The organism is Paracoccus sanguinis, assembly GCF_012689545.1.
GTDB lineage: Bacteria > Pseudomonadota > Alphaproteobacteria > Rhodobacterales > Rhodobacteraceae > Paracoccus > Paracoccus panacisoli.
Window position 1 is genome coordinate 15,426 of sequence record NZ_CP051544.1, and the last position, 20,688, is coordinate 36,113.

The following is a 20,688-nucleotide window of genomic DNA, read 5'->3' on the forward strand; positions in this document are numbered from 1 at the left end:
CGACACGACTGTCATACCGCTCTTCTGAAGCCCGCCAGAGGCTTTACTCAAACGCCCAAACCCGGCCGTCGTCCATGGCATAATCCTCCGCCTACGTTTTCTCTGACAGTTGTGACAGGTAACCACCAATCCCGCAACGGTATCTGACTGCCGATGGAAGTATAAACCCGATGGGATACGAAGCGTCAAAAACGACCCTATGGGAGACTGCCAAAACTTCCACTCATCCTGGCTGGCTCGTCACCCAGCAAAGCGTTCTCGGGTGCGGTTGGCGAACGCCACCAGGGTCAGCATCACCGGCACCTCAACCAGCACCCCGACCACGGTCGCCAGCGCCGCGCCCGAGTTGAGCCCGAACAGGCTGATCGCCACGGCGACGGCGAGTTCGAAGAAGTTCGAGGTGCCGATCAGCGCGCAGGGCGCGGCGATCCGGTGCGGCACCTTGAGCGCGAAGGCCGCGGCGTAGGCCAGCGCGAAGATGCCATAGCTCTGGACTAGGATCGGGACGGCGATCATCGCGATGACCAGAGGCCGGTCGAGGATGACGTTGCCCTGGAGGGCGAAGAGGATGACCACCGTCGCGACCAGACCGATGATCGACCAGGGCTTGGCCCGCGCGATGAAGGCGTCAACGGCGGCCTCGGAGCCCAGGGCGCGGCGGGTGATCAGGCCGGCAATCAGTGGCAGCACGATGTAAAGCACGGTCGCCAGCACCAGCGTCCGCCACGGCACGGCGATGTCGGTGACGCCCAGCAGCAATGCGACGATGGGGGCAAAGGCCACCACCATGACGAGATCGTTCACCGAGACCTGGACCAGCGTGTAGGTCTCGTCCCCCCGCGTCAGCTGCGACCAGACGAACACCATCGCCGTGCAAGGCGCGGCGCCCAGCAGGATCAGCCCGGCGATGTATTGCGCGGCGTCCTCGGGCGCGATCCAGGGGGCGAACACGTGCTCGAAGAACAGGACGGCCAGCGCGGCCATGGTGAAGGGCTTGATCAGCCAGTTGACCGCCAGCGTGACCAGCAGTCCCCTGGGCTGGCGGGCGACGTTGGCGACCGCGCCGAAATCGACGCCGATCATCATCGGGTAGACCATCGCCCAGATCAGGGCCGCCACCACGAGGTTGATGCCGGCGACCTCGGCCGCGGCGATCGAGCCGACAAGGCCGGGGGCGATCGAGCCGATGATGATGCCCAGAATGATCGCCAGCGCGATCCAGAGGGTGAGCCAGCGTTCAAAGCGCCCCAACGGAGCGGGCCGGTCCATGGCGGCGTCGCTCATGGCCGGGCCTCGCCGATCTGGTCCAGCTTGCGCTTGAGCGACATGCGTTCGAGCGAGCCGATCGGCAATGCGGTGAACAGGCCGATCCGTGTCGCCAGCGTGCGGTGGGCGGCGTTGAAGGCGGCGGCGATCTCCGCCTCGGAGCCGGTCGCCGCCGCAGGATCGGGAACGCCCCAATGCGCACTCATCGGCTGGCCGGGCCAGTAGGGGCAGGGTTCGGCCGCCGCCGCGTCGCAGACCGTGAAGACGAAATCCATCCGAGGCGCATCGGGCGCCGCGAATTCGTCCCATGATTTCGACCGCAGCTGCGAGGTGTCATGGCCAAGCCGGTCCAGCAGCTGAATCGTTCGCGGGTTCGGGATGCCCGCCGGCTGCGACCCGGCGGAAAAGGCGCGGAACCGTCCCGAAGGGTCGGCATTCAGCACCGCTTCGGCGATCAGCGATCGGGCCGAATTGCCAGTGCAGAGGAACAGGACGTTGAAGGGGGCATCGTGCATGGTCGGCTCCGGGGACCGGGTAAGGGGGCCGCAGACCGCCGGGTTTCCCCCGCAGCAGTCATCGGTGAGGAATCCGATCAGCGCCCCGATCGTGTCGAGCCGCGCGAAATAGCGGATCTGCCGCCCCTCGCGCTGCGAGCGCACAAGGTTGGCCTGGCTGAGCACGCCAAGGTTCGTCGAGAGGGTGTTGGGGCGCGCATCGAGGGCGGCGGCAATCTCGCCGGCGGTCAGGCCGTCAGGTTCGGCGGCCACGAGGTGGCGAAGCGCCTGCAGGCGCATGTCCTGCGAGAGGGCGGCGAAGGCCGTGAGGGCTGATGATGATTCCATAGTTCCAGAATCATGGAATCGTATCTGTTCGTCAAGCCGGTTCGATTGATCGAAAACGGCCGTTTTTGGAAGTGCGCGCGCTTCCCCTCCTTGACCGCGCCACAACTCCTTGCCTAAACCCGGCAGGTTGTTGAAGGGTTTGGGCATGATCCTCGGCTATGCGCGTGTCTCAACCGAGGACCAGCACCTCGACGCTCAGCTGGCGGCCCTTGAGACCGCGGGCGCGGGGCGGGTCTTTGCCGAGAAGGTCTCCGGCACGCGCACTGCCCGGCCAGAACTCGAGCGGCTGATCGACCAGCTGCGCCCCGGCGACGTGGTGGTCGTGACCAAGTACGACCGCCTCAGCCGCTCGCTCCAGGACCTTCTCGGGATTGTCGCCCGGATCCAGGCGGCGGGCGCGGGCTTCCGGTCCCTGGCCGAGGACATCGACACCACCACCCCGGCCGGGCGCCTGGTGTTCCACGTCTTCGCCTCGATTGCCCAGTTCGAGCGCGAGCGGATCGCCGAGCGCACGCGCGAGGGTCTTGCCGCCGCCCGGCGCCGCGGTCGGGTGGGAGGCAGGCCCCCTGCCCTCTCGCCCGAGCAGCGCGCCGAAGTGCGCCGCCTGCGCGACGACGATCGGCGCTCCATCGCCGAGCTCGCCCGGCTGTTTCGCGTCAGCCAGAATACCATACGCCGCGCGTGAGGCGGGTCAGCGCAGCCATACGCCGATGCGGCGGTCGGTCTGAAAAACGCGGATCAGAAAGGCATTTCCAACGTCTTCTTACCCGGCCAGCGCGACAGCCTCGGCAACCGCAGCAGCCCGCAACTTTCCGTCCAGGGTGGCCAACATGGCGCCGTGTCGCAGCGCAGCTTCCAAGTAGAGCGCGTCGTAAGCGGTCAGCCCATGTCGGCGCGCAAGGTCCATGACCACCGCGCTCGAGGCAGAGCTGTCGAGCTGGATCTGCAGCGCATCCACCGCGTCGGCGATCTGGTCACCCATGCCGGCGGGCAAACGGCCGCGGCGCTCGCTGACGATCAGGATATTGCGCAGCTCGACCCAGATCAGCCACGGCGCCAGCAGCTGCTCTCCTCGGGCAATGAGAGGCTCAAGGTCGATCCCCGCTTCATCAGGCATGATCCAGCCGATGATCGCCGAAGCGTCGAGGATCAGCATTCAGCGACGGCCCTCGTCTCGTGCCGACAAGATTTCGTCGGACGTCAGCGGCACCATGCTGCCAAGTCGGCGGCGCAGGGTGGCGACACGGGCCAGAGCCGAGGCGCGATCACCCCCCTGCCCCGCCGGGACCAAGCGCGCCACGGCCGTTCCGCGCCGTGTGATGATGATCGACTCCCCTGCTTCAGCAGCTGCGAGAAGTTCGGACAGGTGAGTTTTTGCTTCAAAGGCACCTATCTCGCGCACGGCAACCTCCAGTGAACTGGTTGTATAACTAGTTTTTATGCTGCGCGACGACAAGTGCCGAGTCAAGGCGCGAACCGTAAGTATCTACGTAAACACGTACTCGCGCAGTAGCGCGATTACGCATTTGTGCCGTTAAGGTATTGCATCAATGCGTACTCAAGGATGTCCTGGTGCGTCTGATCCGTCTGTGCGGCGTGCAGGCGCAGACGCCGATAGGTCTCGCCATCCAGTGCCAAGGTCAGGCGCTTTTCCCCCGCACGCTTCTTCGGAGCTGGCCTGGCATCTGCTGCCGGAAGCGCTCCACGCTGGGGAATTCCGGTCACGACCGGTTCGGCGCTGGTGTTCAGAAGTCCATCGAGGGCAATCGGCTTCTTAGCCATTCACGATCCCTTTCACATAGTCCCAAAGAGCGGCGATCTCTGCCGCCGCCTTGTCATCGGCGGTTTCAGCGACCCCCTGCCCTGTGGCGCCGGTTTCGGCGTAGCTCACGCGCTGAGCGATGTTGACCGGCGCGACGCGCCCATGCTGCGCGAGAACCCGAGCGGCTTCTTCGGTGATCCTGGCCCGCGGGGTCTGAGACAGAGCAAACGCAAAGGAGGCTTTCGCCTTGGTCGCTGCAGCGATGGTCGCACCAACGGCACGCAGGTCGTCAGGCGATGGCCTGACCGGGATCAGGACCAGATCTGCAGCAGCCAGGACCTCAGAGAGCCACTCGGGCGCAGCCGGCGGCGTATCGACAAAACAGAAATCGAACTGCTTCCCGACGGCCCTCAGCGTCGCCGCAAGATCCTTCGGCTGCGGATCCCGGTCCAGCATGGAAGGGGCGTCAGCCTCTCGACTGTTCCACCAGGCGCGGAGAGAACCCTGGGGATCAAGGTCCAGACAAAGCACCCGCTTCCCTTCCATGGACGCTGCGACGGCCAGGTTGCGGGTCAGGGTTGTCTTCCCTGCCCCTCCCTTCTGAGCGGCAACAACGACTGTCTTCATGGGGTCTGCTCCCGATCTTACGTAAGCGCATAATTACTTGTTTTAGTACCCTCGTATACGCGCAACCACGCTCCTACGACAGCACGCAAATCCTTTGATACGCAGATATGCTATTATCAACTACGCAGTTACGCAATGGAGAGCGTTCGACGGGAGGTTGGCGGGCCGAAACCCCACCTGTTCGGCTAACTGTGAGGGATTCGGGCACATGAGGGGCCGCCGATCACCGGTTGGTTTAGTGCTTTGATCTAATTGGTTATCTTTCTCGCCTGAAGTTTGGTGGATGGTTGTAAATGTGAGGAATTCGGGGAAGTGTGAATTCTCTTCATCGGCTCTTCACTTTTTCTCTCGTGCGGCTATGGTGTGACTATGCAACCCTCGTCGGCAAAATCCTTGAAGGTGCTTGAGATCACCCCGCGTCGCGACGAAGCTACCAAGCCTGCGGAGTTGATCCAGATCACCGGACACCAGACGCTCAGCCTGAATGCTCGGCGTGCGATCACGCTGCTTTGGCATGCTGCGCACCTGCAGGGCATCGAGGAGGGAAAAGACTACAGCATCGAGATCGACGATCTAAAATCCGACGATCACAAAGGGTACGAACTGGTCGAGGATGCGATCATCGCGTTGATGAAGGCTATCCTCACCGTCAAGCTTCCGGACGGCAAAACCAGGCGGGTTCAGTTCCTAGGCGGTAATGATCTGGACGATCCTGATCGAGCTTCAGGTGTCCTGACCTTCAGTTTCGACAAGCGCCTCGTCGAGATCCTTCGTGACTCCGCAATCTGGGGCAAAATCGCGTTGCCTGTCCTGATGGCATTCAACTCGAAGTACTCGATCAGTCTCTACGAGAACCTCGCCCAGATGTCTGGCCTGGCACGCAAGACCTATCGCGATCTGACGGTCGATGAATTCCGTGAGGTTCTTGGGGTTGAGGACGGCAAATATGCCGCCTTCGGAGCCCTGAACAAGCACGTCATCAAGCCTTGTATGCTTGAGATCAACGCACTCGCCCCCTTTGGCGCTTCGATCCTGCCCGTAAAGACTGGCAAGAAGGTAACACACATCCGCTTGGCTTGGTGGACCAAGTCCAAGGAGGATGCCGACCTTGCCTGGCAAGAGGTGAACAGGTCGAAGGTCGGCAGGAAGGCACGAATCTCTACCACCGTCGTCGGCATCGTAGATCCGCTGGCAAGTGCCAGCCGACTTTCACGAGAGACCCGGCGCGAACTGAGAAGCGGGGCAGGTGGCCTGATCGAAGACTAGTCCCCGAATTCCTCACATTTGTGCCCGGATTCCTCACAGTATCCCCCGAATCCTTCACAGTATTCCCCGAATTCCTCACCGGAGTCCCCGAATTCCTCACATTATGACTGGTAAGTGCATGAACTTATAAGTGGATTCGGCCCTGAATCTTAGAATCTAGAATCTAGAACTCTTGAAGGGATTCACCCTCGCTCCGGCCTGTGGATAACTGCCGCCGAACTTCCCAAACAGAGTAGATCATCCGCAATGGCTATGAAGAAAGCGTAAGCGTCCGGCCTGACCGCTACCCGTTCCATCGCCATGGGAGCAGATCGTCGACCTTTGTGATCTTGTAGTCGGGGATGCGGGCCAGGGTATCAGCGAGCCAGGCGAGTGGATCGACGGCGTTGAGCTTGGCTGTCCCGATGAGGGTGTAGGCGATGGCGGCGGCCTTTCCGCCTGCTTCCGAGCCGACGAAGAGGTAGTTCTTGCGGCCGAGGGCAACGGCGCGCATGCCGCGTTCGGCGGCGTTGTTGTCGAGTTCGAGAATGCCGTGGTCGAGGTAGGGGCGCAGACGCTGCATGCGGGTCAGGGCGTAGCGGATGGCGGCGGCTAGCGGGGATTTGCCTGAGATCGTGGTGAGTTGCATCGCCAGCCACGCCTCCAGCTCGTCGAAGACGGGGGCGGCATGGGCCTGTCGCAGTTCGGCACGGCGATCAGGCGGAGCGCCACGGGCCTCCTTCTCCACGGCATAGAGCCGGGCGATCCGAGTTATGGCCTCTTGGGCTATCGGAGAGCCCTGGGATCGGTGGATGTCGACGAACTTGCGCCGGACATGGGCCATGCAGGCGACCTCGCGGATGGCGCCTGAGCGGTAGAGGTCTTCAAACCCGGCATAGCCGTCGGCGTGCATCCAGCCGCGATAGCGGGCGAGGTGATCCTTGGGGTGCTGGCCTTTGCGGTCGCCCGAGAAGCGATACCAGGCAGCGGGCGGCGCGGAGCCGCCCCAAGGGCGTTCGTCACGGGCATAAGTCCAGAGCCGGGCGGTGCGGGTCTTGCCGGTGCCCGGGGCGAGCATGCTGACCGGCGTGTCGTCGGCGAAGATCGCCTCGGCCGACAGGACATGGCGACCGATGGCGTCAGCGAGGGGTTCAAGCAAGGCAGTGGATTTGCCGACCCAGTCGGCCAGCGTCGAGCGATCCAGATCGAGCCCCTCACGATCGAAGATCTGGCTCTGGCGATAGAGCGGCAAGTGATCTGCATACTTGCTGACCAGCACATGGGCCAGCAGACCCGGCCCCGGGCGGCCACGCTCGATGGGGCGAGAGGGCAGCGGGGCCTGGACGAACCGTTCGCAGCAGGTGCAGGTCAGGCGCGGCCGGACGATCCGGTTCACGATAAACCGGCTGGGAACATACTCCAACTCCTCGGTGACATCCTCCCCGATCCGGCGCAGACGGCCTCCGCAATCGGCGCAAGCCTCGGCACCGGGGCCGAGTTCGACCTCCATCCGTGGGATATGATCCGGGATCGGGCGGCGCTTGGGTTTGTCCTTCTCCTCGATGTCCGGCAGTCGCATCCGGGCGGTCATCGCGGCAGCAGCGATCTCGCTGCTCTCCAGCGCCAGTTGAAGCTGTTCTGCCGTCTCCGACGATGCCCCGAACCGGTGGGCGCGGTGCCCTGCCAACTGGTGCCGCAGCTTCTCGATCAGGATCGCCTGGGCCTTCACCTCGGCCAAGAGCCGCGCGGTGAAGCTGCGCAGCTCCTCTGGGTCTTCCGGCAGGGCCAGGGTCTGATCGAGCATGCGGGAAGTTTATCCCACGGGATTCCTTGTGGGAATCATTGATTACAGGTCCTGTGGACTATCCCGCCGCCAGAGGCCGCCACGTCCGTTCCGGGGCCCGCCAGTCAATCCCCTCCAGCAGCATCGACAACTGCGCAGGCGTCAGTGCCACCTTCCCCTCCTTGGCCGAGGGCCAGACGAACCGGCCCTTCTCCAGCCGCTTCATGAACATGCAGGCCCCTTGGCCGTCCCACCAGATGACCTTGACCAGATCACCCCGGCGGCCCCGGAAGACAAAAAGATGCCCGCCGAATGGGTTCTGCTTCAGCACAGCCTCGGCCTGCGCCGCCAAGGCTGCAAAGCCCTTGCGCATGTCCGTCACCCCGGCGGCCAACCAGACCCGCGTGTTCGCCGGAACCGGGATCATACCGTGAGCCCCCGGATCAGCCGCGCGAGCGCCCCAGGATCGTAGTTGCCACTGATGCGCATCCGATGCCCGCCCGCGAGCTCGATCTCGATGCAACTGTCGGCGGCAGGTCCTGCCGGGGCAGACCTGGGCTCCGCGACAATCTCTACCGGCAGAAAGCGCGCCTGTTCTGGCAGGGGCGGAGCCGAGGCGGGGTCCGGCGCATAACGGGGATCGCGCAGCCACTTGAAGATCAGGTTCGCGTTTACCGCGTAGCGCCGGGCAACCTGGGCCACGGAAACACCCGGCGCAGCCGTCTGGAAGCAGATCGACCGCTTCTCCTCGTCCGTCCAGAGCCGCTTCGTCCGACGCGCCACGACATCACCATAGTGTCCACTATCGATGGTGGACACTATCCGCCCCTCTCACCCCGCGGCAGGGCGGCCAGGACGGACGCTTACAGCCCGCGGGCCGTCTGAGGTCTGAAAATTGCGCGCCTCACCTCTCGCACTACCCGTCTCGATCCGCAGGACGTCTGTGTGACCTGAGGAGCGCGTCTAAGCAAAGGTTTACCGGCAGACCAGGTCCAGCCTTGGGCGGACTGTGCGGGTCAGCTTCCCCAACGCTGTCCGGCCATCGTTAGGACAGCACATCGGCGGGGCAGGGGGATAGGCCGGCTCGACGGACCAGCGCAAAGAATCTGCCAGCAGGCATCGCCAAGCCCGGAAAGCACCCGCGCGGTAGCTTGCCCGGCGCGGCTTAACACCCTATCGAGCTGCTGACGCAATTCGGGAACGGGTAAGGGACCGGACAGGGCGCTCGGGAGGACCGGTTCAAGTCCTTAGCCGCGGCGATGGGCGAGGCAGGATCGTTCACAGGAGAAGCCAGGGTTCTGGGGCAAGACTGAAACGAAACCGCCTCAGTGTCCATCGTCCCAGCCTTCGTCCCTTGCCTTGGTCCGCTGCTGCATCGTCGTTTCTTCTTGGCGCTCATGATCCACCGAGACCACTTTGGAGGCTTTCGACTGCGGCGTATGCAGTGAAGACGGCTTGTGAAGTGAGGTTGGGGCAGGGGTTGCCCTAATCTTCTGCGGAGCTCTTGTCTTCGATGCGCTGGCGAGCTCGGCATCGTCCATGCGGATGGCTTCCTTGATGGATTTTCAATGATCTCGTTAAGCGGTTTCTCCTCTATGCCTTGCCGTTTTCCCAACCGCGTGGCGTATTCCCAAGCCACATCGAGGGCAATTTCCTGGTGCCGCAGGTCCCGCTGAAGCTGGCGGATCTCGGCGTTCTTACCCTCCACCACCCGCGACAGAACCCGTTTCTCCCGTTCGAGCGTTTCGAGCTGACGCTTCATCGCCGGCGTACCGATGGTCTGCCGCTCGAGGGCAACGATCTTCACCTCATGCTCCCTCTGCTCCCGGCGCCTGGCCGACCAGGCGCCCACCAGAGCACCTGTGGCGGCCTCAGAGGCCCTCTGGCGCCATTGAGCGTCCGTCTCCTTCCCCCGGCCCAGAAAGTTGCCTGTGCGGCGCTCAGGGAGCTCCACGGCATGCTCCGGGTCATTGAGATGGGCATAGGCGCTCTTCACCCGCTCATGGGTCGCTTTCGAGCCCTGCACGCCGCGCTCGAGCCCGTGCGGCCTGCCGACCTGTTCCGCGAAGTCGGTCTGCATCGCCGAGAGCTTGCCGCGATCACCGACCAGAGCGCGGGCGTTAAGCTTGCCGCGATCATCGAGCGGGATGGTCATGACCGTCATGTGCGGAGTGGCCTCATCGCGGTGGATCACGGCCGACAGGACGTTCTCCTTGCCATGCCGCTCCTCCAGCCACTCCAGGGCGCGGCGGAAGTAGGCGTCCTGGTCCTCGCGGCTCATGGCATTCAATGCGCCCGGGCTGCCGCCGATAAAGTACTCCAGCCCGTGAACCGCATTGGCCCGGATCTTCTCCGGGGCGCGGGCCCGCCAGGCGTCCAGCACCCCGCGGCTGTCCTCGGCCCCGACGAGGACGGTGTTGTCGCGGATGCGGGCGGGATCGGCGTTCGGGGTTTCCCGTTCGCGGAAGGTGTGCTGAAGGCTGGCACCCATGTTGCCAAGATTCTTGATCTTGGCGCAGCGCAGGATGGCGAAGCGCCGGCCGCCGTCCTGGGTGCGCCCGCCGTTCGTCCGCCCCAGCCGGAGTTCATCATTGAACTGGCCCCCTTTTCGACCGGACACCTGGGCATAATCATGGAGGCTTAGGCATATGCCTGAGCATGTGATCATGTCTGAGATCGAGATCATCACCGACGGCGGCCGCCGTCGTCGCTGGAGCGCGGCCGAGAAGCTGCGCATTGTCGAGGAGACGCTGGACAAGAGGGCCAGCATTTCGGTAGTCGCCCGCCGCAATGGCGTTGCCCCGAACTTGCTCTATCGTTGGCGCCGCCTGATGCTGGATGGGGGAGCCGTGGCCGTGTCGGAAGATGACGATGTGACCAGCAACCGGACCGTCCGGCAGATGGAAGACCGGATCCGCGAACTCGAGCGCCAGCTCGGCCGCAAGACGCTGGAGGCCGAGATCCTGCGCGAGGCCCTGGACAAGGCACGCTCAAAAAAACCGACCTTGCTCGCGCGGTCGCCTCTCAGGGACGGTTTCCGGTGAAGGTCGTCGCCGAGACCCTGGGGGTGGCCCGTTCCAACCTGATCGACCGCCTGCAAGGCAGGGCGAAGCCGCGTCGGCGCTATCACAAGGCGCAAGACGCGGCGGTGGTGCCGTTGATCATGGCGCTCGTGTCAGCGCGTCCCACATACGGCTATCGCAGGATCACGGCGCTTCTGAACCGCCAACTGCGGGCGGAAAGCCTGGCGCCCGTGAACCACAAACGGGTTTACCGGATCATGAAGGCCCACAACCTGCTGCTGGCGCGGGAATATTCCGAACGCCCCGAGCATGTGCACGACGGCAAGATCATCGTGATGCGCTCGAACCTGCGCTGGTGCAGCGACGGGTTTGAGTTCACCTGCTGGAACGGCGACATCGTCCGCGGCGCCTTCATCATCGATGCCCATGATCGGGAAATCATCGCCTGGCGGGCTGTGGTCAACGCCGGGGTCAGCGGCTCGGACATCCGGGACCTGATGCTCGAGGCCGTCGAGCGCCGGTTCGGCACATACCGTGCGCCTGCGGTCATCGAGATGCTGTCCGACAACGGCTCGCCCTACATCGCCAAGGACACGCAGGTCTTCGCCCGCCAGCTGGGCCTGAAGCCCTGCTTCACCCCGGTGCGAAGCGCGCAGAGCAACGGCATCTCGGAGGCTTTCGTGAAGACGCTGAAACGCGACTACGTCCAGGTCACGCCGCTGCCGGATGCCAGGACCGCCCTCGGATTGATCGGCGCCTGGATCGAGGATTACAACGAAAACCACCCGCACTCAGGGCTGAAGATGCGCTCGCCTCGCGAGTTCATCAAAGTTCAAACCGCAACGGCCTGAGTGTCCCGCGAAACGGGGGCAAGACCACATCATCGTCGTGATAAGCCATGATCACCTCGCAACCCGCCAGCCGGCAGAGTAGAAGGGGCTGAAGAGGGAAGGAAGGTTGAATGTGTACTCACTAGACATTCCGGCTTTGCCGGAATGTCGTTCGCCCGCCGTTGGCGGGAAAAAAGGGGACACATTCAACCTTCCTTCCCGGCGCCTCAGGCAGCCAGAGCCACCCGATGCGCGACGCCAGGCCCTGCCTGCGCTGCTTCGATCCCTGACCTCTACGCGGCGCAGGCAAGGACACAAACGGCCCGAGGCCGGGGCGGCGGAGTTGGTTCATGCTGAAATGAGGGGTTGCGCCAGAAACCGGTCAGAAGGACCGCACTCTGCGGCGGGGCTGCGGCGGGGCTGCGGCGGGGCTGCGTTGGCCTAGGTACCGCCCCACTGGGGTCGCATGGTTCCGGCGCAGCCCCGCCGCAGCCGGGTCTGTGCCTGAGTAGGATATGGTTACGGTTCGGATATGGTTCAGAGTAGGGTATGGGTCAGATATGAGTAGGATATGGTTCTGAGTAGGATACGGTTCTGAGTAAGGTCTGAGTAGGATTGGTGTCAGGTTCTGTGTCGTGTCCGGCGAGCGTCTGGCGTCATCTCGAACCTGGATCCGTCAGATGTCGCCTGACTGGTCATCCACCAGCCCTGTCGTCCGGCCCATCAGGGCGCAGGCTGCGCTTTCGTCCTGGACAGGGTAATCAGCTTCCCGAGAGGGCCGGGGCAACGCGGCCGGGAGCGGCTGCTCCAAGAAGCTGCATCTCCGGCGCCTCGAGCCGCAGTAGGCTCAGCATGTGCTCCCGCGCCGCCGACACCCCCTCGGGCCAGAAGCCGTCGATCGTGGAGCCGGGACCACTGGGCGACAAGCCAGGGATCGCCCGGCCCACCACAGCCTTCACCTCGAACTCCGTCCGGGCGCAGACAAGGCCCGCCGACAGGACCACCAGGCCGACCTTCACAGGGCTGAAGTCCGGAAACAGGAACCGCGCGCGTTCCACGACCTCGGTGCTGCCCTCGACCCACCCCTTCACGCTGATGCCCAGCCCGGCAGCCGCCTCGACGATCTCCCACGACGGCGCCCGGATGGCCTCGATGATCGGCCAGGGGTCGTGGTGGTGTCTGGCCTGAGCCAACTTCATCGAGGAGCGCGGGCCGCTGTACGTATCAGGGCTTTCGTCATCGACCTCGCCCAGCTCGCGCCGGATCAGCGCCAGTTCCATGAGCCCCGCGGTATGCGGCAGCTCCATCAGCGTCTCACAGAGGTCGGCCGTCGGTTCCAGCATGGGGCGCTCCATTGGGGGCAGGGCAGGTTATACATATCATAGTTGATAACATCAAAGTATGTGAAGCGCGATCCTGTCCGCCATGGACATGCGCGCCCTCGTCGGTAGGAACTTCGCACGCATCCGCCGCGAAAAGGGTCTCACCCAGGAGCAGGTCGAGGCCCGCTCGGGCTTCAGCCAGCAGTACCTCAGCGGCCTCGAGCGCGGGAAACGTAACCCGACCGTCATCACCCTCTACGAGCTGGCCCAGGCCTTGGGCGTCAGCCATCTGGAGCTCCTGGTGGAAAGGTAGGAAAATGGGTAGATTCTACGTGACTGGCGCAAGAAAGTCCGCAAGCACCGACTAGCGAGCTTGCCCGGACCGGTGCCGTGCGCAGCCCGTTCGCGGCGGTTGTACGCTGGCTAGGAGCCTCTCTACACTGACACCACAGTGGGGAGACGGATCTGTCTGTCAGGGTGCGCGCATTCGCGTCGACACATTATGGCCGAAGCGCTGCGATAAGCGCCTGCAAAATGTCCGCGTGACCACAGTCCCGCTGCTGCTGAAGTGCCGGCCTTGGTTCAGGACATGTGGTGCCTGATCGAGACGTACGTCCCCCAGAAAAGCGCGGAGCGAGGTGCCCTCCATGGCCAAAGTGCCGTCGCAGTTTTTGGATTTGACACCCCAAGTGCCCACACCGCGTCGCTGACTGACCAGCTTCTCGCTGAGTCGGCGCCAATCAGCCGTTCGAGCCGCCGGGCGGCGCCGGCATGCCCTCTGCGCCCTCTCAGGCAACGGAATCACGCGCAGCCGCACCGGGCAACGGCCATCTCACAATTTATGAGGCCAAGCGGTTTTTTTCCCCGATCGGCGGCGCGAGAGCACATGCGGAGCCTGCTGCGGCTCGAGTCGCTGGAGATGCAGCTTCTTGGAGCAGCGCCGCGGCCGTCTTCCCGCCTAGTCCGGTGAGGGCACGGGGGAAGGCGTCAGCGGGTGGTCAAGCGCTGGAACTGGGCGCCGGTCAGATAGCCGGTCGACGACAGGTCGTTGGCGCGCTGCCAGTTGGCAATCGCCCGACGGGTACCGGGCCCGAAGGTCCCGTCCACGCCGCGGGTGTCGAAGCCTCGCCGGGTCAGCCCGGCTTGCACCGCGCTGCGCTGCGCAATGCTCAACCCCAAGGCACGCTCGGTTTGGGCCGCGCTGCCGCCCCCGGCCGCTTCGGCCGCGGCCGCCGAACCGGCGGAGGGGACATCGCCGGTCGATCGGCCGCGCAGGATCTCGGTCGCCTGGGCACGGGTCAGGGTGCCCGTCTGGGCATAGTTCCGGTCACGCTGCCACAGGGCGATGGCCCGGCGGGTGCCGGGGCCAAAGCTGCCATCGGTACCCCCGGTGGAATACCCAAGGGCGTTCAGGCGCCGCTGCACCTCGACCCGGTCGGCCGCGGACAGCGACACCCCGCCCGAGCCCGCCGGGGTCGTGCCGCCCAGCCGCTCGACCCGGTCGCGGGCATGGCTGGCATAGGCGCCGTTCGGGAACTGGCGAAGATAACTCTGATAGGCGCTCAGCGTGTTGACGCTCTGCGCTTGCGCGAAGGCGGCGCGGTCCTGCTCCTGCTGCAGGTATTGCTTGGCGATGCCGCCGACGATGTCCTTGACCGTGTCGTCCGCATGGGCGGGCACGGCCATCGCCACCATCACCGTGGCGGCCTTGATAAACGAGCTGGGGGTCATGGCAGGATCCTGTCTCGAGTCGACGGTTTGTCAGTTTTCTGACGGGGCAACGCCCCGGGCGGCGGGTCGGGTTCCGTGTCTGTGCCCCCGTCAGCGCCCATACGGGCGCCGCAGCTCTCGGTCGCGGAGCGTGCAGCAGATGCAGCCGTTGGCTATCTCGACCAGCGTCTCCTCGGTCCAGCAAGCTTGATGACGCACAAGACCAACGCTCGTAACGCTCTCGTACAGGAGCGACTCCAGACTGAAATCTGTCGGTCGTGTCAAAAAATGGTCGTCCGTGGCACGTCCAAACCGGCGGATTCTGACGTAGTCAGAATTCCGGGACAAAACCCCGCCTACTTGGCTCGGTCGGTCATTCCACGCAATTTCCCTTGAATTGCAGCACACCACGCGGCGTCCTGCGCCGATAGTCGAATGCCAGATCGCCGGAGCGGACCGCAATCATTTCACCCCTGTCGAGGCTCTCATATTGGGTGACGCCGCCATCCAAATCCTGCGCGGTGACCTCAACCGGCGGCCCGTCCGACGACAGGCCCAGCCAGCCCGCCTCCGACACCAGCCGCGCGCCCTCGTCGCCGGTAGCGGTTTCGCAAAACACCCTCGCGGCAGACCAGCGCGGCTGGGCAGGACAAAGTGTCCGCTGCCGCCAGCACAGGGAAGGCCAGCAGCAGAGGCAAAAGATAGGCCTTATGCAGGGGCCACGGCCGCCAACCGTGGTTGGTGGCCGGAAGAACCAGCAGAACGACGGTCCCGGCCCTCATCGGCCTCCACCGTTCCAGGATTCAATTCGCAGGGCCTGTCGCGCAGTCTCCCGCATCACGCAGGCCTCGGCCGCGATCAGGCCGCCTTCGCCGTGGGCGTAGTGTCGGGCCTCATAGGCGCAGACAGCGTCCCGGAACACCGGAAAGGCCGTGATCTCAGCTTCCAGCAGAGGCAGGTTCTCGGCGTAGCCGTCACGCACCCAGGCCATTAGCGCGGCCTGAGCGCGGTCAAGACGAACCTGCCACTGGGCGGTCGCTGCCTGGGTGCAGGCGGTCATCGAGCCGATCCGGTCCTCGGCCTTCTCCCTCTCGGCGTCCAGGCAGGCGAGATGCGCGACTTGGATGCAGTCCTCGCGCGCGCCATGCGTTTGCGCTGCGGCAAGGCAGGCTGGCAGAAGCTCGTCGTCGAAGGCAAGGGCGAGGGCCGGTAGCGGGGCCAGCAGCGCAGGGGCCAGTGACGCCGCGGCCAGCAGCAGGCGCGTCATTTCTCTCTCTCCACCGGAACGTAAGGCTCAAGCGTCAGGGCGGCCTGCGCGGTTTCCCGCATGAGACACTCCTCTCGCGCGACCTCCAGTGTCTCTCCGCCATCGGTGACGGTCAGGGCGTAGGCGCCGCACAAATCTGCCGCCCAGACCTGACGGGCGGCAAGACCCTCGGTCAGCATGTCAGGCGACTTATGCTTTTCGCGCAGCCCGGCAAGGCCCGAGTCCTGCCGGGCCTGCCAATCGTCGTGCTCGGCCGCATAGCATCCCGCCATCCGCTGCGCGCTGTCGGTGCGCTCACTGTCGAGACAGACCTGCGCGCCAATTCCGATGCAGCCCGCCCGCGCCGCTTCGCCCTCCATGTGGTAAAGACAGGCAGCGAGAAAGCGCGGGTCGTAATCCGCTTCCTCGGCTAAGGCCGGAACCGCCGCGATGGTGATCAGGGCAATGGTCCAGTGCCACATAGCGGTGTCCCAACGTGTCAGTTCGCTCAACGTCAGCAAAGACTGCCGCGCGCGCAAGCGCGATCTTACGCTCCTCCCACAACAGCTGGGGTCCGGGGTTTTCACCGATACCGACCGCTTGAAGTTGCCAGTTGAACGTCGACTGGTCATTACGCTTGAGTAAGGCGAGAGGGATGGATATGTATATACCGTCTGTATATCCATCCGAAAGACCGCCCGATGCAGGTTGCAAAATGGGGAAACTCGCTGGCGGTTCGACTGCCCGCTGGACTGGTCCGTGAAATGGGCCTCAAGGAAGGCGACCGGGTCGAGCTGACGCCTGCCGAGGGTCATCTGATCGTGCGACGCCAACCTACGCCGGCTGAGCTCCTGGATGGGTTGCGCCGCTTCCGCGGCAGGCTGCCCGTTGCGGACCGCCTGTGCCGTGACGCGGCGAATGAGCGCTGATTTCCTCGATACAAACGTCATTCTCTATCTGCTGGACGATGGCCCCAAGGCAGACCGCGCCGCCGAAGTCGTCGCCAGCGGCGGGACGATCAGTGTGCAGGTGCTGAACGAGACGCTGGCCAACTGCATCCGCAAGGCCCGCATGAGCTGGCACGAAGCCGCCGAGTTTCTCGCCGAAGTTCAAGCGGTGTGTCCGGTATGCGATCTGACGGCCGAGGTGCATCGCGTTGGCTTGGCCTTGGGTGCACGTTACGGGTTTTCTGTTTATGATGCGATGATCGTAGCGGCCGCACTGGTGAACGGCTGCGACCGACTGCTGAGCGAGGACATGCAGGACGGCATGCTGGTCGAAGGCAGGCTCCGCATCATCGATCCTTTCCAAGTTTAGGCACCGGGCCACCGTCAGCGACAACGGAACCGAGTTCACCAGCAAGGCCATCCTGAAATGGGCCAACGCGAACGGCGTCGAATGGCACTGCATCGACCCGGGCAAGCCGCAGCAGAATGGCTACATCGAAAGCTTCAACGGCAGCCTGCGCGACGAATGCCTGAGGAAATCTTCGACAGCTTGGCTGATGCCCGCCGCAAACTGGCCCTCTGGCGTTACGACTACAACAACGTCAGGCCCCATTCCTCGCTGGGCAACAAGACCCCGTCCGACGCGCGCTGAGCGCTTGAGCAATCTGAGGGCTCCGCGCCCGGCGCGCTTGCCACACCGAAACCAACCAATATCAACCCCAAGGACTCTCGTTATGAACGAGGGACGACCGGGGGGCAGGTCAAAGGCAATGTCCTACAAACGGTATCCGTTTGGCGCTGCATGGATGCCGACCTGGTCGGCGGGGCAGGTGAGCTCATCGATGGCAGATGGCAGCACGGTCGAGTCCGACGCCAACCGCGACAAGCGGAGGACGCCGGGTGACCTGGTCAGGAGCGAGACCTCAGGGTGTCATTACGCACTTGACACATTCCGAACGTTTGTCCCGGAAGGACTCGTAAAAGCCGGGACCGTCCTCGAGCGTGCCACGATGGGTGATGATGACGCTGGGATCGATCTCGCCCGCCTCGATCCGCTTTAGCAGGCGGTCCATGTAGGCGCGGGTGTTGGTCTGCCCGCCCCGCAGCATCAGGCCCTTGCCGAAGGCGGCGCCGATGGGAAACTTGTCCACCAGTCCTGCATAGACGCCAGGGATCGATACAGCCCCGCCCTTGCGGCAGCACATGATCGCATCGCGCAGTGCGTTCGGCCGGTCGGTTTCCATCATCAACGTCGTCTTCACCCTGTCATAAACATTACCGATGACCGACGCGCCATGTGCCTCCATCCCGACGGCGTCAACGCAGCGATTTGGGAGCTTTCCGCCCGTCAGTTCCATCAGGCTCGCATAGCTGTCCTGTTCGGACAGGTCGATCGTCTCGGCACCCGCTTCGCGCGCCAGCGCCAGCCGACCCTTTTCGAAGTCCAGCGAGAAGACGCGCTCCGCCCCCAGCATCAGCGCCGAGCGGACGGCGAACTGGCCCACCGGCCCCGCGCCCCAGACCGCCACAATATCGCCCGGACCGGTGCCGATCTGTTCGACCGCCTGGTAGCCGGTCGGGAAGATGTCGGTCAGGAAAAGCACCTTTTCGTCGGGCAGGCTTTCGGGAACGGCCAGCAGCCCCACGTCGGCGTGCGGCACACGGACCAGTTCGGCTTGGCCGCCGGCGTATCCGCCGAAAAGATGCGAATAGCCGAACATCCCCCCACCCGACTGGCCATAAAGCTTTTCCACCTTTTCGTGATCAGGGTTCGTGTTCTCGCACAACGAGAAGGCATCGACACGGCAGAAATCGCAGTTGCCACAGGCGATGTTGAAGGGCACCAAGACCCGGTCGCCAACCTTGTGCTTGCCGACGCCCTTACCGATGGCGACGATTTCACCCATGAACTCATGACCCAGCACGTCGCCCTTGCGAACCTCGGGGATGAAGCCGTCGTAAAGATGCAGGTCGGATCCGCAGATCGCGGTCGAAGTGACTCGGATCACGACGTCAGTCGTTTCTTCGATGGTCGGGTCATCGACAGTGTCGACCTGGACCTTGCCGGTCCCTTGAAAAGTAAGGGCGCGCATAGGCTTTCTCCTGCTTGACTAAGGTAAAATGCCGCGTGGGCACCCGCAGCTCCGCTAATATTTGCGTGGCTTTCTGAAAGCTCACCCTTCAGATTTCAGGGTCAGACCTCATAAATTGTCTTGAGGCAGCTCGGTCTGAATCTCACTGGTCGCAGATGGGCGTTTTCGCCCGGATCTTCGTCGAGCTCGCCCAGCCGGGCGCCGAAGGCGAGACCATCATGATCGACAGCACGCACATCACGGCACAGCGTACGGCAGCGATCTGCCGTTCGCCCAAGCCCGACGGAATGGTACCGAGCACTCTGCTATTTAGCTGCCAGTAGGGTGAACTTATGGATCTGCGGCGGTTCGGAAAACAGCTCATCCGCCTTGTCCATCAGTGCGGCGGCAACCTTGCCGTCAAGATGCGCCTGCCGATCTTCCTCTGTGTCGAACGTATCGAAGATCGCGTACGCACCGGGACCTTCCTGGATCGCATACCAGGTCAGGGTACCGGGCTCGGCTTGAACGAGCGGTAGCGCCGAGGTGAGAAAATCGGCGACATCGCTTTCTTTTCCGGCCTTGGCCTTCAGTGGCACGTACAGCGCAAGTTTGGCCACGATCAACTCCTCAAGGTAAACGAAAAGATATCATCTGGAAAAATAAACAGGCGAGAGGGTCAAACGTTCCCGGCTCAGGACTCACAACCAGAACATGACGGTTGCAGCGGCCATCCATCGAGATCCGCGTGCCGACGCGGCCCTGTCCAAGCCTGCCCGCAACCGGCGAAGTCCCAAGGTGGGCGCGACCCAGCCTTGTCAGGCGGGCGAGGGCAGGGCCGCCGCATCCCAGATCCGGCCGTGCCATTCCGGGGAGCCGCCGAGAGCATCGAACGCCGCGTCCTTGGAGATCAGGGGACAAGCCAAGGCGATGGCGGTTGCCGCGATCATCCGGTCGAACGGGTCCCGGTGGCTCCACTGCATCGCCCCTGCCAGAAACGCGATCTCGGCCGTGTAGGGCGCGATCTCGGTGCCCTGCGCGCGCCAGAGCGGCAGAAGCTTGCCGATGACGGGATCAAGCTCCGGCCACTTCCCGAGCCGATGCTTCTGCGTGATCTCGTAGAAGCTGATCGGGGCGACATAGGCCACGTCCGCCGCCTCGATCACGTCCCGGGCCGTGGCACTCAGTTCCGAGGACATGACCAGGCTCCAGATGAGGGTATGGGTGTCGAGCAGGACCGCTCTCACTCCCAATCCCTCAGCTCGTTCTCGGACATGGGAGCGAGGAAATCCGGCACCCTGCTGACCAGTCCATCGCCGATTCCGATGCGCACGGTGGGCCGATGGACCGAAACCAGCCGCACGGCCGGCTGGCCGCCGCGCGCGATGATGACGTCCTCGCCCTTTTCGGCCGCGGCGATCAGTTCCGACAGCTTTGCCTTCGCCTCCGCGATGTTCATCTGCATGGGGCACCTCCTGAGCTGAAAACAAGATAGTCTTGGACTTGGTTTTGGTCCATAGACCTGTGCTTGTCTCGGTCAAGGGGGAAAGAGTAGACGTCTCACAGGTGTTGAACCTGAACGAAGGTGAACCCTTTGGCGTATACCTTGGGCGCGGCTGCGAAAGCGTCGGGAAAGTCGAAGGCGACGATCTCGAAAGCCATGAAATCCGGGCGCCTCTCCGCGCTCAAGGATGAGACTGGCGTGTATCGGATCGAGCCTTCGGAGTTGAACCGGGTATACCCCCTCAACGTTGACGGAAACCACGACCGAACCCCGCGGACACCCGAGGAACCCCGACAAAGGGCCGTCCGTCAGGGAGTTGCAGGTGCGCCTTGAGGCGGCGCATGAGCGTCTGTCCGACAAGGAGGCCATGATCGCCGACCTGCGCGAGGACCGGGACCGCTGGCGGCAGCAGGCAACCGCGTTGCTGGCCGACCAGCGGTCCGCGCCTGCGCCCGATCAGCCGCCTGCGCAGCCGCGCAGGGGCTTCTGGAAGCGGCTGTTCGGCTGAG

The 20,688-nt window shown here is 63.9% G+C and carries 27 protein-coding genes and 2 pseudogenes; 9 read left to right on the top strand and 20 right to left on the bottom strand.

Features of this window, described 5'->3' with window-relative positions:
• Nucleotides 1–240: 240 nt before the first annotated feature.
• On the bottom strand, nucleotides 241–1,284 hold the full coding sequence (gene arsB, locus HGN31_RS16040) for an ACR3 family arsenite efflux transporter (protein ID WP_036734703.1): 1,044 nt from the start codon (nucleotides 1,282–1,284) through the stop codon (nucleotides 241–243).
• Entirely contained in the window at nucleotides 1,281–2,255 is a 975-nt protein-coding gene (locus HGN31_RS16045; RefSeq protein ID WP_342355812.1) for an arsenate reductase/protein-tyrosine-phosphatase family protein, read from the bottom strand. The genes arsB and HGN31_RS16045 overlap by 4 nt, the downstream gene beginning before the upstream one ends.
• Here HGN31_RS16045 and HGN31_RS16050 point away from each other — a divergent pair.
• Entirely contained in the window at nucleotides 2,254–2,793 is a 540-nt protein-coding gene (locus HGN31_RS16050; RefSeq protein WP_168784075.1) for a recombinase family protein, read from the top strand. The genes HGN31_RS16045 and HGN31_RS16050 overlap by 2 nt on opposite strands.
• Nucleotides 2,794–2,871: 78 nt before the next feature.
• On the opposite strand, the gene HGN31_RS16055 is transcribed toward HGN31_RS16050, so the two are convergent.
• From HGN31_RS16055 to HGN31_RS16070, 4 genes are all read right to left on the bottom strand, one after another.
• Entirely contained in the window at nucleotides 2,872–3,264 is a 393-nt protein-coding gene (locus tag HGN31_RS16055; protein WP_168784076.1) for a type II toxin-antitoxin system VapC family toxin, read from the bottom strand.
• Entirely contained in the window at nucleotides 3,265–3,510 is a 246-nt protein-coding gene (locus HGN31_RS16060) for a type II toxin-antitoxin system Phd/YefM family antitoxin (protein WP_168784077.1), read from the bottom strand.
• Nucleotides 3,511–3,626: 116 nt separating this feature from the next.
• Nucleotides 3,627–3,890 (bottom strand): CopG family transcriptional regulator, encoded by a 264-nt coding sequence (locus tag HGN31_RS16065; RefSeq protein ID WP_168784078.1) that lies wholly within the window; start codon nucleotides 3,888–3,890, stop codon nucleotides 3,627–3,629.
• Entirely contained in the window at nucleotides 3,883–4,497 is a 615-nt protein-coding gene (locus tag HGN31_RS16070; protein WP_168784079.1) for a ParA family protein, read from the bottom strand. The genes HGN31_RS16065 and HGN31_RS16070 overlap by 8 nt, the downstream gene beginning before the upstream one ends.
• A gap of 399 nt (nucleotides 4,498–4,896) precedes the next feature.
• Here HGN31_RS16070 and HGN31_RS16075 point away from each other — a divergent pair, with 399 nt between their 5' ends.
• A complete protein-coding gene (locus tag HGN31_RS16075; protein WP_168784080.1) occupies nucleotides 4,897–5,763 on the top strand; it encodes a replication initiation protein in 867 nt (288 codons plus the stop codon).
• Nucleotides 5,764–6,046: 283 nt separating this feature from the next.
• On the opposite strand, the gene tnpC is transcribed toward HGN31_RS16075, so the two are convergent.
• From tnpC to mobV, 4 genes are all read right to left on the bottom strand, one after another.
• A complete protein-coding gene (gene tnpC / locus HGN31_RS16080; RefSeq protein ID WP_168781947.1) occupies nucleotides 6,047–7,546 on the bottom strand; it encodes an IS66 family transposase in 1,500 nt (499 codons plus the stop codon).
• A 58-nt stretch (nucleotides 7,547–7,604) separates the two neighbouring features.
• Nucleotides 7,605–7,952, bottom strand: coding sequence for an IS66 family insertion sequence element accessory protein TnpB (tnpB, locus tag HGN31_RS16085; protein ID WP_168782219.1), 348 nt, complete (start codon nucleotides 7,950–7,952; stop codon nucleotides 7,605–7,607).
• Complete coding sequence (tnpA, locus tag HGN31_RS16090; protein ID WP_036712921.1) at nucleotides 7,949–8,344, bottom strand: IS66-like element accessory protein TnpA; 396 nt, start codon at nucleotides 8,342–8,344, stop codon at nucleotides 7,949–7,951. The genes tnpB and tnpA overlap by 4 nt, the downstream gene beginning before the upstream one ends.
• A gap of 346 nt (nucleotides 8,345–8,690) precedes the next feature.
• Nucleotides 8,691–10,211: a MobV family relaxase gene (gene mobV, locus HGN31_RS16095; protein WP_244961243.1), complete on the bottom strand. Its 1,521-nt coding sequence runs from the start codon at nucleotides 10,209–10,211 to the stop codon at nucleotides 8,691–8,693.
• On the opposite strand from mobV, the gene HGN31_RS16100 reads away from it, so the two are divergent.
• Nucleotides 10,174–11,399, top strand: a protein-coding gene (locus HGN31_RS16100) for an IS3 family transposase (RefSeq protein WP_168783407.1) whose coding sequence is annotated in 2 segments (ribosomal slippage) — nucleotides 10,174–10,516 and nucleotides 10,516–11,399 — 1,227 coding nt in all. Because the reading frame shifts where the segments join, the coding sequence is not laid out codon by codon here. The genes mobV and HGN31_RS16100 overlap by 38 nt on opposite strands.
• Before the next feature lie 740 nt (nucleotides 11,400–12,139).
• On the opposite strand, the gene HGN31_RS16105 is transcribed toward HGN31_RS16100, so the two are convergent.
• The gene (locus tag HGN31_RS16105; protein ID WP_168784082.1) at nucleotides 12,140–12,721 is read right to left on the bottom strand and encodes a hypothetical protein; all 582 of its coding nucleotides are present in this window, start codon (nucleotides 12,719–12,721) and stop codon (nucleotides 12,140–12,142) included.
• 82 nt (nucleotides 12,722–12,803) lie between these two features.
• Between HGN31_RS16105 and HGN31_RS16110 the strand changes: the two genes are divergently transcribed.
• Nucleotides 12,804–13,013, top strand: a complete 210-nt coding sequence (locus HGN31_RS16110; protein WP_036733484.1) for a helix-turn-helix domain-containing protein — start codon at nucleotides 12,804–12,806, stop codon at nucleotides 13,011–13,013.
• A 674-nt stretch (nucleotides 13,014–13,687) separates the two neighbouring features.
• Here HGN31_RS16110 and HGN31_RS16115 read toward each other — a convergent pair.
• The 5 genes and pseudogenes from HGN31_RS16115 to HGN31_RS16130 all read right to left on the bottom strand — a co-directional run bounded on the left by HGN31_RS16115 (nucleotide 13,688) and on the right by HGN31_RS16130 (nucleotide 16,138).
• On the bottom strand, nucleotides 13,688–14,431 hold the full coding sequence (locus tag HGN31_RS16115) for a peptidoglycan-binding domain-containing protein (RefSeq protein ID WP_244961239.1): 744 nt from the start codon (nucleotides 14,429–14,431) through the stop codon (nucleotides 13,688–13,690).
• 105 nt (nucleotides 14,432–14,536) lie between these two features.
• Nucleotides 14,537–14,608 (bottom strand): annotated as a pseudogene (locus HGN31_RS16685) (GTP-binding protein); the annotation flags it as partial.
• A gap of 175 nt (nucleotides 14,609–14,783) precedes the next feature.
• Nucleotides 14,784–15,029, bottom strand: a complete 246-nt coding sequence (locus HGN31_RS16120; protein WP_168784083.1) for a hypothetical protein — start codon at nucleotides 15,027–15,029, stop codon at nucleotides 14,784–14,786.
• A gap of 159 nt (nucleotides 15,030–15,188) precedes the next feature.
• Complete coding sequence (locus tag HGN31_RS16125) at nucleotides 15,189–15,677, bottom strand: lysozyme inhibitor LprI family protein (protein ID WP_168784084.1); 489 nt, start codon at nucleotides 15,675–15,677, stop codon at nucleotides 15,189–15,191.
• Nucleotides 15,674–16,138: a hypothetical protein gene (locus HGN31_RS16130; protein WP_168784085.1), complete on the bottom strand. Its 465-nt coding sequence runs from the start codon at nucleotides 16,136–16,138 to the stop codon at nucleotides 15,674–15,676. Before HGN31_RS16130 ends, HGN31_RS16125 begins: the two co-directional genes overlap by 4 nt.
• A gap of 219 nt (nucleotides 16,139–16,357) precedes the next feature.
• Here HGN31_RS16130 and HGN31_RS16135 point away from each other — a divergent pair, with 219 nt between their 5' ends.
• From HGN31_RS16135 to HGN31_RS16605, 3 genes are all read left to right on the top strand, one after another.
• A complete protein-coding gene (locus tag HGN31_RS16135) occupies nucleotides 16,358–16,585 on the top strand; it encodes an AbrB/MazE/SpoVT family DNA-binding domain-containing protein (protein ID WP_168784086.1) in 228 nt (75 codons plus the stop codon).
• Nucleotides 16,575–16,973: a PIN domain-containing protein gene (locus HGN31_RS16140; protein ID WP_168784087.1), complete on the top strand. Its 399-nt coding sequence runs from the start codon at nucleotides 16,575–16,577 to the stop codon at nucleotides 16,971–16,973. The genes HGN31_RS16135 and HGN31_RS16140 overlap by 11 nt, the downstream gene beginning before the upstream one ends.
• 81 nt (nucleotides 16,974–17,054) lie before the next feature.
• Entirely contained in the window at nucleotides 17,055–17,255 is a 201-nt protein-coding gene (locus tag HGN31_RS16605) for an integrase core domain-containing protein (protein ID WP_244961240.1), read from the top strand.
• A gap of 271 nt (nucleotides 17,256–17,526) precedes the next feature.
• On the opposite strand, the gene HGN31_RS16150 is transcribed toward HGN31_RS16605, so the two are convergent.
• On the bottom strand, nucleotides 17,527–18,696 hold the full coding sequence (locus HGN31_RS16150) for a zinc-dependent alcohol dehydrogenase (RefSeq protein WP_168784088.1): 1,170 nt from the start codon (nucleotides 18,694–18,696) through the stop codon (nucleotides 17,527–17,529).
• A gap of 146 nt (nucleotides 18,697–18,842) precedes the next feature.
• Here HGN31_RS16150 and HGN31_RS16155 point away from each other — a divergent pair.
• A pseudogene (locus HGN31_RS16155) lies at nucleotides 18,843–18,956 on the top strand (IS5/IS1182 family transposase); the annotation flags it as partial.
• Between the two features lie 45 nt (nucleotides 18,957–19,001).
• Here the strand turns inward: HGN31_RS16155 and HGN31_RS16160 are convergent.
• From HGN31_RS16160 to HGN31_RS16170, 3 genes are all read right to left on the bottom strand, one after another.
• Nucleotides 19,002–19,295 carry a putative quinol monooxygenase gene (locus HGN31_RS16160; RefSeq protein ID WP_168784089.1) on the bottom strand — a complete coding sequence of 98 codons (294 nt, stop codon included), beginning with the start codon at nucleotides 19,293–19,295 and terminating at the stop codon, nucleotides 19,002–19,004.
• Nucleotides 19,296–19,493: 198 nt separating this feature from the next.
• The gene (locus tag HGN31_RS16165; protein ID WP_036733463.1) at nucleotides 19,494–19,922 is read right to left on the bottom strand and encodes a type II toxin-antitoxin system VapC family toxin; all 429 of its coding nucleotides are present in this window, start codon (nucleotides 19,920–19,922) and stop codon (nucleotides 19,494–19,496) included.
• Complete coding sequence (locus tag HGN31_RS16170) at nucleotides 19,919–20,140, bottom strand: type II toxin-antitoxin system Phd/YefM family antitoxin (protein WP_036733460.1); 222 nt, start codon at nucleotides 20,138–20,140, stop codon at nucleotides 19,919–19,921. Before HGN31_RS16170 ends, HGN31_RS16165 begins: the two co-directional genes overlap by 4 nt.
• A gap of 406 nt (nucleotides 20,141–20,546) precedes the next feature.
• Between HGN31_RS16170 and HGN31_RS16175 the strand changes: the two genes are divergently transcribed.
• Complete coding sequence (locus HGN31_RS16175) at nucleotides 20,547–20,687, top strand: hypothetical protein (protein WP_168784090.1); 141 nt, start codon at nucleotides 20,547–20,549, stop codon at nucleotides 20,685–20,687.
• Nucleotide 20,688 lies beyond the last annotated feature (1 nt).

Bases quoted from the DNA above. Each gene is read 5' to 3' on its own strand.
- HGN31_RS16065 (WP_168784078.1), bottom strand. From the start codon at position 3,890: ATGGCTAAGAAGCCGATTGCCCTCGATGGACTTCTGAACACCAGCGCC.
- HGN31_RS16150 (WP_168784088.1), bottom strand. From the start codon at position 18,696: ATGCGCGCCCTTACTTTTCAAGGGACCGGCAAGGTCCAGGTCGACACT.
- HGN31_RS16125 (WP_168784084.1), bottom strand. From the start codon at position 15,677: ATGACGCGCCTGCTGCTGGCCGCGGCGTCACTGGCCCCTGCGCTGCTG.
- HGN31_RS16175 (WP_168784090.1), top strand. From the start codon at position 20,547: ATGATCGCCGACCTGCGCGAGGACCGGGACCGCTGGCGGCAGCAGGCA.
- HGN31_RS16110 (WP_036733484.1), top strand. From the start codon at position 12,804: ATGGACATGCGCGCCCTCGTCGGTAGGAACTTCGCACGCATCCGCCGC.
- HGN31_RS16605 (WP_244961240.1), top strand. From the start codon at position 17,055: ATGGCACTGCATCGACCCGGGCAAGCCGCAGCAGAATGGCTACATCGA.
- HGN31_RS16115 (WP_244961239.1), bottom strand. From the start codon at position 14,431: ATGACCCCCAGCTCGTTTATCAAGGCCGCCACGGTGATGGTGGCGATG.
- HGN31_RS16055 (WP_168784076.1), bottom strand. From the start codon at position 3,264: ATGCTGATCCTCGACGCTTCGGCGATCATCGGCTGGATCATGCCTGAT.
- HGN31_RS16050 (WP_168784075.1), top strand. From the start codon at position 2,254: ATGATCCTCGGCTATGCGCGTGTCTCAACCGAGGACCAGCACCTCGAC.
- mobV (WP_244961243.1), bottom strand. From the start codon at position 10,211: ATGATCTCGATCTCAGACATGATCACATGCTCAGGCATATGCCTAAGC.
- arsB (WP_036734703.1), bottom strand. From the start codon at position 1,284: ATGAGCGACGCCGCCATGGACCGGCCCGCTCCGTTGGGGCGCTTTGAA.
- HGN31_RS16135 (WP_168784086.1), top strand. From the start codon at position 16,358: ATGCAGGTTGCAAAATGGGGAAACTCGCTGGCGGTTCGACTGCCCGCT.
- tnpB (WP_168782219.1), bottom strand. From the start codon at position 7,952: ATGATCCCGGTTCCGGCGAACACGCGGGTCTGGTTGGCCGCCGGGGTG.
- HGN31_RS16130 (WP_168784085.1), bottom strand. From the start codon at position 16,138: ATGTGGCACTGGACCATTGCCCTGATCACCATCGCGGCGGTTCCGGCC.
- HGN31_RS16140 (WP_168784087.1), top strand. From the start codon at position 16,575: ATGAGCGCTGATTTCCTCGATACAAACGTCATTCTCTATCTGCTGGAC.
- HGN31_RS16070 (WP_168784079.1), bottom strand. From the start codon at position 4,497: ATGAAGACAGTCGTTGTTGCCGCTCAGAAGGGAGGGGCAGGGAAGACA.
- HGN31_RS16105 (WP_168784082.1), bottom strand. From the start codon at position 12,721: ATGCTGGAACCGACGGCCGACCTCTGTGAGACGCTGATGGAGCTGCCG.
- HGN31_RS16170 (WP_036733460.1), bottom strand. From the start codon at position 20,140: ATGCAGATGAACATCGCGGAGGCGAAGGCAAAGCTGTCGGAACTGATC.
- HGN31_RS16045 (WP_342355812.1), bottom strand. From the start codon at position 2,255: ATGCCCAAACCCTTCAACAACCTGCCGGGTTTAGGCAAGGAGTTGTGG.
- tnpC (WP_168781947.1), bottom strand. From the start codon at position 7,546: ATGCTCGATCAGACCCTGGCCCTGCCGGAAGACCCAGAGGAGCTGCGC.